This is a genomic window from Plantactinospora sp. B6F1 (genome assembly GCF_040120695.1).
GTDB lineage: Bacteria > Actinomycetota > Actinomycetes > Mycobacteriales > Micromonosporaceae > Plantactinospora.
The window spans coordinates 110,401-123,022 of sequence record NZ_JBEEAC010000017.1; the positions used below are offsets into that span (position 1 = coordinate 110,401).

Sequence of the window (12,622 nt, forward strand, 5' to 3'; positions counted from 1 at the left end):
AATCCCGCCCCGCGAGTGACGTTGTGAACCGCACACTGCCGACCCCCGATCCTGGTCTCGCCGCTGCCGACCCCGCCCCGTCGCCGGAGGCGTCGGCTCAGCACGCGGCGGCCACCTACCGACAGCGCTGGGCGGTCAGGACGATGGCCGTCGCACCCCACGATCAGCTGTTGGAGATCGGGTGCGGTCGCGGTGTCGCCGTGTCCCTGGTCGCCAGCCGGCTCGAATCCGGCCGGATCGTCGCGATCGACCGCGCCGCGACGATGGCGCGGGTCGCGACCGAACGCAACGCCCGGCACATCCGGGCGGGCACGGCCGAGATCCGGTACGCGGAGTTCGCCTCGGTCGACCTACCGACCCGCTACTTCACCAAGATCTTCGCGGTGAACGTCAACCTGTTCTGGCTGGGTGCCGCAGCCCAGCAGATCGATCGGATGCGGAGCCTGCTGGCACCGGGAGGGAAGCTCTACGTCTTCGGCGAGCGGCCCGGGTCCGCGCACCCCACGGCGCACCTCGGCTCGACCGAGCGGTTGCTCCGCGCGCACGGGTTCGCCACCACCAGGGCCATGGAGCCGCGCGGGCACGGCCGGATGCTCACCTGCGTCACCGCCAGACCGACGCGATGACCGGCACAGGGGCGGGCCACCCGGTCACGCCCGGCGGCCCGTCGCGGGATCAGCCGCCCACGGTCAGGTCGGAGTTGCCGCTGCTCTGGTATCCGACCGTTGCGAGGATCATGTAATAGCGGAAGTGGCCCAGGTTCATGCCGTTGCGGGCCCACGCGTCGAAGTGGTTGCCCGTGGTGATGGTCCCGCCCGTCCTCTTCGACTGCCGGACACTCCAGATCTGGTGGAACGTGGTGATGCCTTCGACGGAGGCGGCGTTGTATCGCGTCGTCAGCTGGATGTCGTACGTGCCGCCGTCGCTGGTGACCGTGCCCAGGTGCCGACCGATCGGCCGGTAGCTGCCCCAGTTGTCGACGATGTAGTACTCCACGAGTGGGTTGGCCGTCCATCCGTGCAGCGCCAGATAACCGTCGGACGGGTCGAAGCTGCCGGAGTAGTCCACACTCCTGCGTCCGCCGGTGCTCCAGCCCTTGCCGCAGAGAAAGCTCCCGCAGTCGGTCCACGTGGTGCGGTACCTGCCGCCCGAGTCCAGGGTCATGGCGACCGATCCACCGCCATCGGTCCAGAACGAGTAGTAGAAGCCGTTGTTCATTCCCGTTTGGACTGTGGTGACGGTCGTCGCGGCACTGGCGCTGGCGGGCGACATCGTGGTGGCCGCGACCAGTCCCAGTGCGCCGGCACCGCCGAGGAAACTCCGCCGGCCGATCGGGCGGGTGCGGGCGTGGTCCATGGCAACAGTATCGAAAGATTTCAATGACACTGTCAATGGCCGGAGTCGCCTCTCCGAGGCGGGGCGTGGGTCAGGCGGCCGTGGCGGGCTTCCCGGTGAGGTCGGCCGAGGTGGCACCGCGAGCGGGGCGACGGGTCAGAACCCGGGGGCCGGAAGCCGTGATGGCGACCGTGTGTTCGGAGTGGGCGGTGCGGGAGCCGTCTGCGGAGCGGATCGTCCAGCCGTCCTCGTCGAAGACGACCTTGTCGGTGGATCGGCAGAACCAGGGCTCGATGGCGATGGTGAGGCCCGGCTCCAGTTTCAGGCCGCGACCGGCCCGGCCCCGGTTGGCGAGGTGCGGGGCCTCGTGCATGGTGCGGCCGATGCCGTGCCCACCGAACTCCCGGTTGACGCCGTAGCCGTAGGAGCGGGCGACCTCGCCGATCGCGGCGGAGATGTCACCGAGGCGGCCGCCGGGCTCGGCGGCGGCGATGCCGGCCGCCAGCGCGACCTCGGTGGCCTCGATCAGCCTCAGGTCGGCCGGGTCCGGGGTGCCGACGACGACGGAGAGCGCCGAGTCGGCGACCCAGCCGTCGATGCCGACCGCCATGTCGATGCTGACCAGGTCACCGTCGCGCAGCCGATAGTCGTGCGGCAGCCCGTGCAGCACCGCGTCGTTGACCGACAGGCAGAGCACGTTGCGGAACGGGCCGCGGCCGAACGAGGGGGCGTAGTCCCAGTAGCAGGATTCGGCGCCGCGTTCCCTGATCCGCCCGCGTGCGTGGTGTTCGAGGTCCATCAGGTTGACGCCGACCGCGGCGACAGCCCTCAGCTCGGCGAGCAACTCGCCGACGAACCGGCCGGCCACCGCCATCCGGCCGATCTCCTCGTCGGACTTGAGCTCGATCATCGCGGCCTCCCTCTCCCTGTGCGGTATTTTTATACCACGCCACGGTGCGCCGCTCCGAAGGGATATCCTGCCGGCATGGTTCGCCAACCACTCACCGCCGAACAGATCGCCGCGGGCCAGCGCCTCGGGGCCGCCCTCCGGGCCGCGCGGGCCGGCCGCAGCCTCGTCGAGGTGGCCCTGGCAGCCGGCATCTCCCCCGAGACGCTACGCAAGATCGAGGCGGGCCGCCTGCCCGCACCGGCGTTCGGCACCGTGGTCTGCCTCAGCCAGGCCCTCGACGTGCCCCTCGGTGACCTGGCCGACGTCTGGCTGGCCGGTATGCCCATCCGGCAGGCGTCCTAGCGGCCGGGACCGCTCCGGGGCGCCGGCCGACGCCCCGGAAACGCCGCCCCGTCAGCACCGTCGGGCTGGAACAGTCGCGGCGCGAAGTCGATGAGGTTCTTCTGCCACGCGTCCCAGCCGTGCGGACCCGGCGTCACCCCGGCGAACTCGTACCGGATTCCGAGGGTGTCGAAGGTCGCCATCGTGGAGAGCACGATGGGATAGACGAAGTCCGTCACGTTGCCGGTGTACATCCGCAGCAGCTTCGTGCCGTCGTTGACTGCCGCGACGTCGAAGCCGGTGGAGTTGAAGACCCCCGCGGAGAACGTGCCGATGTACGCGAACTCACCGGGGTGCGTCCGGAGGATGTCGAGAGCCTGGAACCCGCCCATGGACAGGCCGGCGAGCGCCTGCCGCGCCGGGTCGTGGGAGATGTGGTACGCCGCCCGGGCCGCTGGGACGATGTTCTCCAGCAACTCCTTCCCGAAGTCCGGCACGTTGCCGTTGCCCATCACCACCACCATCGGCACAAGCTTCCCGTCGCGGAAGCCGCGGTCGAGGATCTGCTTGGCGCGGCCCATCTCCACCCAGTCGGTGTAGTTCTGGCCGCCGCCGTGCTGGAGGTACAGCACCGGATACGGCTCCGGGCGGGCGGGGTCGTAGCCGGGCGGTGTCCAGACGTACGCGGTACGTTCGGCCGCGACCACGGTGCTGGGGTAGGTCAGCGTCGCGAGCGTGCCGCCCCGACCTGCCGGGACGTCGGTCAGCGGACGGGCGGCCCGGCCGGGGGCGAGGAACGTGCTCCAGGTCGGTTCCGAGGTGATCTGCGTCGGGTTCGCGGTGTCCTTCTTCGACACCAGGTCGACGATGAACTTGTAGTAGTAGAACCAGGGCTTGAGCGGACCCACGGTCCCCCGCCACCGGTCACCGGTACGGGTGAGCGGAACATTGACCCAGCTTCCGCCCGGCGCCCAGTTGCCCCAGAGGGTCACCCGGCCCGCGCTCGCGAACTCGCTGCCCGTCTCGACGGTGACGAAGGTGTCTCCGTTGGCGTCCTGGGTGAGCCACGGCGTCGGCGTGCTGCCCGGAGCCGGCGTCGCGAACTCGCGGATCAACGGCAGGTGACCGACGCTCGGACGGTGGTCGTGAACCGGCCGGAACAACCGCGGCAGGAAGTCCGCCAGATTCTCCCGCCAGGCGTTCCAGGTGTGGCCGTCGTCCGGGTTCACCCCGTCGAAGTCGTGCCGGACCCGGGACCGGTCGAGCGTGCGCAGGGTCCGGTAGGTCGGGTTGTGGGCGGGGTCGGTCATGTTCCCGGTGTACAGGCGCAGCAGCCGGGTTCCGGCGTTGACGGCCCGGCCGTTGATCCGGAGGTGTTCGTCGGTCAGCGGGCCGGCGAACGAGCCCACGTAGCCGAACTCCCCGGGATGGGTGAGGACGGAGCGCAGCACCTGGGTTCCGCCGGCCGAGGCGCCCGCGAGTGCCCGGCGCGCGGGGTCATCCGCGATGTTGTACTCGCGCCGGACCGCCCGTGCGATGGCGCGTAGCTCCTGCCGGAAGTCGCGGCCGTTGCCGTCGCCCAGTACGACCACCATGGGTTCGATCCGCCGCCGCACGGCGAGGTTGTCGAGGATCTGCTTGGCGCGTCCGAGGTCGAGCCAGTCGGTACGGCTGCCGTCCGCGCCCTGCTGGAGGTAGAGCACCGGGTACGGGTGTCTCCGGTGCGCGTCGTAGCCGGGTGGGGTCCACACGGTGGCGGACCGCGCCTGCCGCGGCCCGGCCGGGTAGCTGACGGTGCCGAGGGTGCCGCCCTGACCGGCGGGCACGTCCGCGAGCAGGCTCGCGGAGTCACCCGGGACGAGGAACGTGCTCCAGGTCGGGTCGGAGGTGACCGTGGTGGCGTTGGTCTGGTCCTTGAGGAGCTTGGTGCCGTCGGCCCGGATCCGGTAGTGGTACAGGCCCGGCCGCAGCGGGCCGATCACCGAGGTCCAGGCGTCCCCGGAGCGACCGAGGCCCAGGTCCGCGATGGCGAAGGACGGACCGAAGTCCGCCTCGACGACGACGCTCGACACCGTACCGAACGCGCTTTCGAGGTCGGCCGCCGGAACCCGGAACGACGCGAAGCCGTCGGACACGGTGAGCCACGGGGTCGCCGCCACGGCCGGCTGGGCTCCGGCCGGTACGACCGCCGCCGCCAGGACGAGGGTGCCGAACACTGCCAGGCAGCGGCGTACCCCGGTGCGGCGCATCCGCCACCACTGCTGCCTTCCTGCCATTCCCTCAACTCCTCGCGCGCTGTGCTGGGGCAACTGCCAACCACCGCCACCCGGCCAGGTGTGATCGCTAACATACTCAACGCATTCAATTGCGTCAATCGATGACGAGCGGTGTGTGAGCGCCGCGCGGTTCAGGTTGAGAAAGGTTCAATGGGAGACCCCCGTTCGATAGGGTCGGGCATGCCGTCTGACGGAGCGGGCTCCTTTGCCGAACGGGTCGAGACGATGCGCCGCATCGAGCATGGCGAGCAGCGGTACGCCGACGGCAGCCCCGCGCTCCAGGCCACCGCGTACTATCTCGACCACCTGCTCGCCGACGCGGTCGACCGGGCCCGGGCCGCCAGTCACCTGCCCCGGCGCAGGGTCGACGTGCTGATCAGCCTCTGCGGCTTCGCGGCCACCCCGACGGTGCTCACCTACGAGTTGCTCCGGCCGAGCCGGCTCGTCGTGATCACCTCCAGGGACGCACCGGACAGTGTGGACCTGATCGGCCAGCGCCTGGTCGGGCCGGACCGGCTGCGGTTCCAGGATTTCCGGCACGTCCTGGTCGACGCCAGCGACCCGCTCGACATGTACCAGCAGATCGCCCGGGAACTGGCCGGACGGGACGGGCGGCACGCGGTCATCGACATCACCGGCGGCCGGAAGGTGATGAGTGCCGCCGCCGCGCTGGCCGCCTGGCAGCTCAACCTCGGGCTGACGTACGTCGAGAACCAGTTCGACCCGGTGACCCGGCAGCTCCGGCACGGCGAGGTCCGGCTGATCTCGCTGGAGAATCCGACCACGCTCTTCGGCGAGCAGGAGCTCGCCCGGGCCCTGGAGATGTTCCGGTCCGGCGCGTTCGAGGCGGCCCGCCGCCGCTACGACGAGATCGCCGAACGGATCGCGGTACCGGGCCGGGCCCGGCTGATGCGTGCCCTCGCCGAGCTGTACCGGACCTGGTGCGACCTGGACCTGGCCGCACTGCCGGCGGCGGTCGCCGGGGTGGAGCAGAGCCTCCGGCAGGGCCGTCGGAACCTCCACCCGGAGACCGCCGCGACGATCGACCGGCAGCTCTGGTTCGCCCGCCGGTTGGCCGACGGCGACGCCACCGCCTTCGTGGTCTGCTTCTACGTGCTCGGACTGCACTACCAGCAGCTCGGCCGGCACGACTTCGCGGCGCTGCTGTTCTACCGGACCGTCGAGGCGTGCCTGACCAGTCGGCTGCGACACCGCTACCCCGGCTTCGACCCGGACGACTGCGACTGGTCCCACCTCGGCGACCCCGCCGACGTCCGGGCCGGCTACGCGGAGGTGTCCCGGTCGCTCACCCCGCCCGCTCCCTCGGGGCCGCCCAACAAGCTGACCCTGTTCGCCGCCGCGATCCTGCTCGCCTCGCTCGACGACGAGCTGGCCCGGCGTACCGGGCTGGTCGACCCGGGGCGGCTGCGCGAGCTGCGCGACCGGACCTGGGCCCGGAACAAGTCGGTGCTGGCGCACGGCACCGAGCCGATCGCCGCCGAGCACACCGAGTCGCTCCGGGCGGAGGCGTCCGGGCTGCTCACCGCGTACTGGGGGCTGCACGGGGACGGGAACGACGTCGACGAACTCTGCGCCGAACTCCGCTTCCTCCGCGACGATCGGTGATGGTGCGGCCGGGGATGGAGCAGCTACGTGTGCCGCAGTCGTGGGCCGAGGAGTACTGCCGGGCGACCGAGGCCGAGCTGTTCGCGCCGAGCGCGGCGGAGCGGACCGAGGTGTGCCTGTCGTACCCGCAGCGGGCCCGCTGGCTCGCCGAGTACGACCTGGAGGAGATTCGGACGGACCTCGCCGGAGGTCTGCTGGTCGAGGAGCGGACCGGGCGGGACGGCCGGTACTACCGGCTGGCCGGTACCCGGTTCGAGGTCTTCGCCCAGGCGCGCGGCGCCCGGGACAGCGGGGTCCCGCAGGCGTACGTCACGTCGGTGAAGCCGGCGCGCGGGCTGGGCCGTACCGAGACGGTCCGGCCCCGGCAGGTCCGCCTGGTGCCGGTCTGGGACGAGGAGTACTGCCACCTCCCGGAGCTGGTGGAGACGTTCGCCGAGGGGCTGCGGACCGTCCAACGGCGGCGGTCGGTGCGCGACTCGGCCGCCCGCGAGCTGCACCGCGGCACGGCACCGCCCCGACCCCGCGGCGACCTGCACGCCCGGGTCCGCCGCCGCTATCAGCCGCTGCTGGCGATGCTGGAACTGCTGGAGGAGCGCAGCATTCACGAGGGCACGGTGCGCGGCACCGCGACGGTGGTCGGCGAGGGCCGGCTGGCGGAGCAGCCGGTGCTCTGGCTCCGGCTCGACCAGCCGGCCAGCTTCGCCGAGGGGCGTACGGTGACGGTGCTCGCCCCGGAGAGCGAGGCCAAGCTGCGGCTGCTCTCGGCCGGCCTGGACGGCGGCGAACGGATGCTCGCCCTGGACGGCGACGAACGGATGCTCGCCCTGGACGGCGACGAACGAAACCTCGACCTGGACGGCGGCGATCGGATGCTCGCCCTGGCCGCGCCAGGGACACCGATCGCGGCGCAGACCCCGGTGCTGCTGGTGCAGCAGGGCCGGTTCGCGCTCGGCAAACACAGCGCCGCGCTGTGCCGGTTCCTCGACGAGCAGGTCGAGGGCGACTGGGAACACCTGGCGCTGCTGCTCTGCGCCCCGGGGCGGCTGCCGGCAGTGAAGCTGCCGCCCCTGCCGGCGTACTTCGACGACCGGCTCAACCCGGAGCAGCGGGCGGCGGTGAGCGCTGCCGTCCGTACCCCACATGTCTGTCACGTGCAGGGTCCGCCCGGCACCGGCAAGACCACGGTGATCACCGAGGTGGTACGCCAGCTCGTCAGCCGGGGCGAGCGGGTGCTGCTGCTCGCCCCGATGCACGTGGCCGTCGACGAGGTGCTGCGCCGGCTCGCCGACCAGCCGGGAATCCTGGCGCTGCGGGTTTCCTGGGACGAGTCCCGGGTCGCCACGGAACTGCGCCGGTACCTGCCGAGGGAGGTCAGCCGGACGTATCTGCGGCAGGCCCGCCGCCCGGCGACCTCGCAGGCCGGCCGCTGGCGGGCCGAGGCGAACCGGATGCGGGAGCGGCGGGACACGGTGGACGCCTTCCTGGCCGCCGACGGCCGGCGACGGGTGACGGCCGAGGCGCTGCGGTCGGCGGAGCGGGAGCGCGGCGCCTGGCGGGAGCGGCTGGCGGCCGACCTGGCGGCCAGCCGGGCCGGCGAGGCCGAGGCGGCGGGCGTGCTGGACCGGGTGGCGGCGGCGCTGCCTTCGGTGGCGGCCCGGACCGAGGCGCTCCGGGCGCAGCTCGCGGCGGTGCCGCCGACCCGCCGGTTCTGGTCCCGGGTGCGGGCGTTCTTCGAGTCTCCGGACGACGTGGCGCGGCTCGGCGACGCCTACCGGGCGAGCGAGGCGGAGCGGCGCCGACTCGACCACGACCAACGGTCCTGGGCCGGCCGGCAGGCGGCGGCCCGGACCCGGATCGCCGCCCTGGAGGCGGAGCGGGTCCCCGGGGAGCGGTGGCACGGCGCGGAGGTGCGGCGCCGGCAGTCGGAGGCCGCGGCGGCCCGCGCCGATGCGGGCCGCGCAGCAGACCGGGTGCGCACGCTGATCGACCAGGACCCTGCCGGCCGGCCCGAGCCGGAGGTACGACGCTGGCGGGACCGGTTCGACGCCGAACTGACCCGGCACGAACGGCGGATCCATCTGGAGCAGCGCTGGTTCGAGCTCTCCGGGCTGGCCGGCGGCTCCCCGGAGTCGCTGGCCGACCAGGTCGACGCCGACCTGCTCCGGTCGGCGAACCTGATCTGCTGCACGACCACCGGGGTGAGCCGGGATCTCGGCGACGCCGACTTCGACACGCTGATCGTGGACGAGGCGAGCCGGGTGGTGGACAGCGAATTCCTGATCGGTGCGGTCCGGGCCCGTCGCTGGGTGCTGGTCGGCGACGAGCACCAGCTTCCGCCGTACGTGGAGCCGAGCGACGAGCACCATCTGCACGCGCTCGCCGCCCTGCACATGGTCGGCCGGGGTGCCGCCGCCGACCTGGGCAGCGCCGTCGACCACCTGGCCGCGATCTGGACCGAGGACGAGGAGTTGCACCAGTTCCGTACCGACACCGTGCTGGCGACCGCGGAGCGGCTCCGGGAATCGGGCAGCTGGCCGGAGCTGTACCGGCGCGGTTTCGAAACCGCCTGGCGCCGGCTGGGCCGTGACGGCGCGGACGCCGAACGTATCCTGCTGACGGCGATGCGTGATCACCTGGTACGCAGCCTCTTCGAGGTCTCGGTCGCCGGTGTGCCGCCGGCGCTGCGGCAGCGGCTGCGGGTGCAGCGCCGGATGATCGAGCCGATCGCCTCGCTGGTCTCCGGCCCGGTCTACGGCGGCGACTACCTGACCCCGGACCGGCCGGAGGTGCTTCCGCTGCGTTACGGCGGCACCAACACCCCGGTGGTGCTGGTGGACACCTCGGTCTACGGCGGCCGGGCGAAGGAGCGCACCGTCGGCAACGGCTTCGTCAACGACCTGGAGGCGGAGCTGGTCGCCCGGATGTGCCGCTCCTGGGAGACCCGGTTGCGACGGTCCGGCGGCGAACGGGTCACGGTGAGCGTGCTGACCTTCTACCGGCGGCAGGCGGCCGAGTTGCGGACTCGACTCGGCGGGCCGGCGTTCGACGACTTCCGCGCCCTGGACTTCCAGGTGGTCGACGCGATCGACAAGATCCAGGGCCAGGAGAGCGACCTCGTCTTCCTGTCGTTCTGCCGGGCCTTCGTCGGTCGGGGCACCCCGTCGGCCCGGTACGGTCGGTGGTTGCAGGACGTCCGGCGGCTCAACGTCGCCTGCACCCGGGCCCGCCGGGGACTGGTGCTGGTCGGGCACGCCCCGACGCTGCGCCGGCTCAACGGCGTACCGGCGGCGGAGGAGTTCTATCGCAACCTCTTCGGGCTGCTCGAAAAGCGGTCCGACATGAAGATCGCGAAGGGCGTCGGGTGACCGGGGCGAGCGGCGGTCGGGTGACCGTGCTGGGTGTCGCATGATCGAGTTCGTTCCGGCCGAGCCACCCGCCGAACCGGCCCCCGGCACCGCCGCCATACTGCCCGAGGTGCTGGTGCCGATCCGCTGGTGGCGCGGGGTGCCGTTCGAACGCGCCTCGCCGGTGCAGATGACCCCGCTGGAGCGGTTCGTGCTGGAACTGGCGACGACCACCGGCCGGGCCGACCCGGACGAGTTCTTCGAAATCACCAACCTGCCCGGGGCGACGCTGCTGCCGGTGGCGGCGCGCCGGCTGGTCGCGGCCGGAGCACTGGCCCGGGACGGCGACGGGTACCGGCCGCTGTCGCCTGGCGCCGAGCGGGCCGCCCGGACCCGGACGGTCTACCGGCAGCGGCTGGTCAGGCTGGACGTTGTCCTGCTGCCGCGCACCGGCGACCTGCTCGCGCTCGATCCGCACTCCTCGGGGCTGCGTGAGATCGACCGGCTCCGCCCCCGGTCGGTCGGGAACGCCCCGGTGCCGCCCCGGCTGGCCGGCCGCACCCTCGCCGACGAACTGCGCGCCCGGCTGGCCGCCGGAACGGTCGCCGGGGTGGACGAGGAGACCACCGGCGTGGCCGAGTCCGCCACCGGGTCACCGATGATCAGCCGGAACGGCTGGTGTCCGGTGTACCGGTGCCGGGGCGAGCTGCGGGTGGATGGTGACCGGTACCGGCCGGTCCTCACCCTGCCCGGGGAGGGCAAGCACGATCCGGTACGCCTCGACCTGCCCGGTGCGAGCCGGCTCGCCGAGAACTGGCTCGGGTTGGCCGACGCGCTGCACGACCCGGCCACCCGGGCCCGGGCCTGGGACGCGCTGCTCGGCGGGTCGCAGCGGGTGGCGCCGCAGGCGGAACGGATCGGCCCGGGCCGGTGGCGCTGCTGGATCTCCGGGGCGCTCGCCCGGCGCCTCGCCGACCGGGGCCGGAACCTCGCCCTGCCGCTCGGGCTGGCCGCCCGGGGCGAGGACGCCGTGGTCGAGCTGGCGATCGACCTGGTCGGCGCCGATCGGACCGCCGAGACGCTGATCGAGGTGGATCGGCGGATCACCGCCGCTGCCGGGCCGGGCGCCGACATCGCCGCGCTGCCCAGCAGCCCCGAGCTGCGCGACCGCGCCTGGCGGTTGGGATTCCCCGGTCTGGTCTACGCGTTGCGCGAGGCGGAGGACTTCGGCTATGCCTGACGGTGCCGTCCTGCCGGAGGAACTGGACCTGGGCGCGCTCACCGCGCCGGAGGGGTACTTCCTGCTCCGGGACGTCTCCGGGGAGCCGTTCCCGGACGCGCCCGACACCGACCGGGAGTACGGGCACCGGTTCACCTACCGGGGTTCCGTCCCGTCGATCCACCGGGCGGCGATCGAGCTGATCCAGGGTGCCCGGCACAAGATCTTCCTGGCCAGTTTCCGGATCGGTGACCGGGAGCTGTTGGACGCGCTCTTCGCCGCCGTGGACCGGCTGCGCGGCGGGGTCTACGTGGTCAGCTCCTGGACCGAGCAGTCCCTCAAGCGGGACCTGTCCAGTCTGGAGGACGTCGACGAGGTCGACGTGCAGGCCCAGAAGAAGCGGTTCGACGAGCTGACCCGGCGCGGGATCGCGCTACGCGGGCACGAGGGCTGCCACGCCAAGTTCCTGGTCGTCGACGACACGTTGGCGCTGGTCTCCAGCGCCAACCTGGAAACGAGCGCCCTGGTCGGCACCGCCCGGAAGCGGGCCACCGGGGAGAACGGGGTGCTGGTCGGCGATCCGACCGAGGTCGACCGGCTGGCCCGGTTCTTCACCCGGCTCTGGTTCGCCGGCTGCACCTGGGCCGCACTGCCCGGTACGGAGTATGCGCTGCACCAACGCGTTCCGGTGCCGAGTCCGGTATCCGTGCCGACGCTGCCCGCCGGGCCGGGGGTGATCTGGACGTATGACGGCGACGACGGGGACGGACCGCACCGGGAGCGGGGCATCCTCGCCGCCCTGCACGACGTGATCGGTCGGGCCCGGCGGGAGCTGCTGCTCGCCACCTTCAGCCTGGTCGGCATCCGGGACCGGCCCGAGCTGCTGCTCGATCCGCTGCGCCGGGCGATGGCCGCGCACGATCTCGACGTACGGCTGCTGGTCCGGGCCCGCAACAACGTCCCGGAGCACCGGGCCGACACGGCGGCGCTGGCCGAACTGGGCGTGACGATCCACGCCGACTCGGACACCCATGCCAAGGGCGCGATCGCCGACGGCCGGTACGGGGCGCTCTTCTCGGCGAACTTCGACGCCGTACACGGGATGTTCTCCGGTGTCGAGGTCGGCACCCGGCTCGACGGCCGTCCGGCGCTGGCCGAGGCCCGGCGGTACTTCCGACACGCCATGGAGCACGCCGACCTGTCCTTCGTACCGGCGCCGACCCAGCGCGAACTCGACCGGGGGCTCGGCGCCCGGTGGCGGCGCCGCTGGCCGCACGGCGCCCGACTCACGGTGTCGGCCACGGACGCCGACTGGCGGCGGCTGGTCGACGCGGCGGCCGCCGGCCCGGTGCTCTGGGAGGAGGACCGGGAACTCCGGCTGTACGTCGGGGACGTCGTCGCCACGCTCCGGCCGGCCCGGGCCGCGCGGTTCCAGCTCACCGTGGCGGAGAGCCGGCCCGCCGCCACCCGGATACACGACTGGTACGCCGAACGACCCGACCCCGGCAGGGCCGGCAACGGCCCGAGCCGGGGTTGTTGCCCGGCGGTGCTGACCCGGCTCCGCTGAGTCGACGTCGGGCACGGGAGCGGA

General features: G+C 72.7%; 9 protein-coding genes. 6 read left to right on the top strand and 3 right to left on the bottom strand.

Annotation, left to right across the window (positions count from 1 at the left end):
• Positions 1–23: 23 nt before the first annotated feature.
• A complete protein-coding gene (locus ABNF97_RS21610) occupies positions 24–626 on the top strand; it encodes a methyltransferase domain-containing protein (RefSeq protein ID WP_130464687.1) in 603 nt (200 codons plus the stop codon).
• Positions 627–675: 49 nt separating this feature from the next.
• Here ABNF97_RS21610 and ABNF97_RS21615 read toward each other — a convergent pair whose 3' ends face one another.
• Together ABNF97_RS21615 and map are read right to left on the bottom strand one after the other, a co-directional pair.
• Complete coding sequence (locus ABNF97_RS21615; RefSeq protein ID WP_349339584.1) at positions 676–1,356, bottom strand: glycoside hydrolase family 11 protein; 681 nt, start codon at positions 1,354–1,356, stop codon at positions 676–678.
• 70 nt (positions 1,357–1,426) lie between these two features.
• Complete coding sequence (map, locus tag ABNF97_RS21620) at positions 1,427–2,245, bottom strand: type I methionyl aminopeptidase (RefSeq protein WP_130464689.1); 819 nt, start codon at positions 2,243–2,245, stop codon at positions 1,427–1,429.
• A 75-nt stretch (positions 2,246–2,320) separates the two neighbouring features.
• On the opposite strand from map, the gene ABNF97_RS21625 reads away from it, so the two are divergent.
• Positions 2,321–2,587 (top strand): helix-turn-helix domain-containing protein, encoded by a 267-nt coding sequence (locus tag ABNF97_RS21625; RefSeq protein WP_130464690.1) that lies wholly within the window; start codon positions 2,321–2,323, stop codon positions 2,585–2,587.
• Here ABNF97_RS21625 and ABNF97_RS21630 read toward each other — a convergent pair.
• Positions 2,584–4,842 (bottom strand): alpha/beta hydrolase, encoded by a 2,259-nt coding sequence (locus tag ABNF97_RS21630; protein ID WP_349339585.1) that lies wholly within the window; start codon positions 4,840–4,842, stop codon positions 2,584–2,586. The genes ABNF97_RS21625 and ABNF97_RS21630 overlap by 4 nt on opposite strands.
• Positions 4,843–5,022: 180 nt before the next feature.
• Between ABNF97_RS21630 and ABNF97_RS21635 the strand changes: the two genes are divergently transcribed.
• The 4 genes from ABNF97_RS21635 to ABNF97_RS21650 are packed head-to-tail and all read left to right on the top strand — an operon-like array spanning position 5,023 to position 12,598.
• Positions 5,023–6,468, top strand: a complete 1,446-nt coding sequence (locus ABNF97_RS21635; protein WP_165436851.1) for a TIGR02710 family CRISPR-associated CARF protein — start codon at positions 5,023–5,025, stop codon at positions 6,466–6,468.
• A 14-nt stretch (positions 6,469–6,482) separates the two neighbouring features.
• Positions 6,483–9,833, top strand: coding sequence for a DEAD/DEAH box helicase (locus ABNF97_RS21640; RefSeq protein ID WP_349339586.1), 3,351 nt, complete (start codon positions 6,483–6,485; stop codon positions 9,831–9,833).
• A 40-nt stretch (positions 9,834–9,873) separates the two neighbouring features.
• A complete protein-coding gene (locus tag ABNF97_RS21645; RefSeq protein ID WP_349339587.1) occupies positions 9,874–11,052 on the top strand; it encodes a hypothetical protein in 1,179 nt (392 codons plus the stop codon).
• Positions 11,045–12,598, top strand: a complete 1,554-nt coding sequence (locus ABNF97_RS21650) for a phospholipase D-like domain-containing protein (protein WP_349339588.1) — start codon at positions 11,045–11,047, stop codon at positions 12,596–12,598. Before ABNF97_RS21645 ends, ABNF97_RS21650 begins: the two co-directional genes overlap by 8 nt.
• The last annotated feature ends 24 nt before the right edge of the window (positions 12,599–12,622 follow it).

Bases quoted from the DNA above. Each gene is read 5' to 3' on its own strand.
- ABNF97_RS21615 (WP_349339584.1), bottom strand. From the start codon at position 1,356: ATGGACCACGCCCGCACCCGCCCGATCGGCCGGCGGAGTTTCCTCGGC.
- map (WP_130464689.1), bottom strand. From the start codon at position 2,245: ATGATCGAGCTCAAGTCCGACGAGGAGATCGGCCGGATGGCGGTGGCC.
- ABNF97_RS21625 (WP_130464690.1), top strand. From the start codon at position 2,321: ATGGTTCGCCAACCACTCACCGCCGAACAGATCGCCGCGGGCCAGCGC.
- ABNF97_RS21630 (WP_349339585.1), bottom strand. From the start codon at position 4,842: ATGGCAGGAAGGCAGCAGTGGTGGCGGATGCGCCGCACCGGGGTACGC.
- ABNF97_RS21635 (WP_165436851.1), top strand. From the start codon at position 5,023: ATGCCGTCTGACGGAGCGGGCTCCTTTGCCGAACGGGTCGAGACGATG.
- ABNF97_RS21640 (WP_349339586.1), top strand. From the start codon at position 6,483: ATGGAGCAGCTACGTGTGCCGCAGTCGTGGGCCGAGGAGTACTGCCGG.
- ABNF97_RS21645 (WP_349339587.1), top strand. From the start codon at position 9,874: ATGATCGAGTTCGTTCCGGCCGAGCCACCCGCCGAACCGGCCCCCGGC.
- ABNF97_RS21650 (WP_349339588.1), top strand. From the start codon at position 11,045: ATGCCTGACGGTGCCGTCCTGCCGGAGGAACTGGACCTGGGCGCGCTC.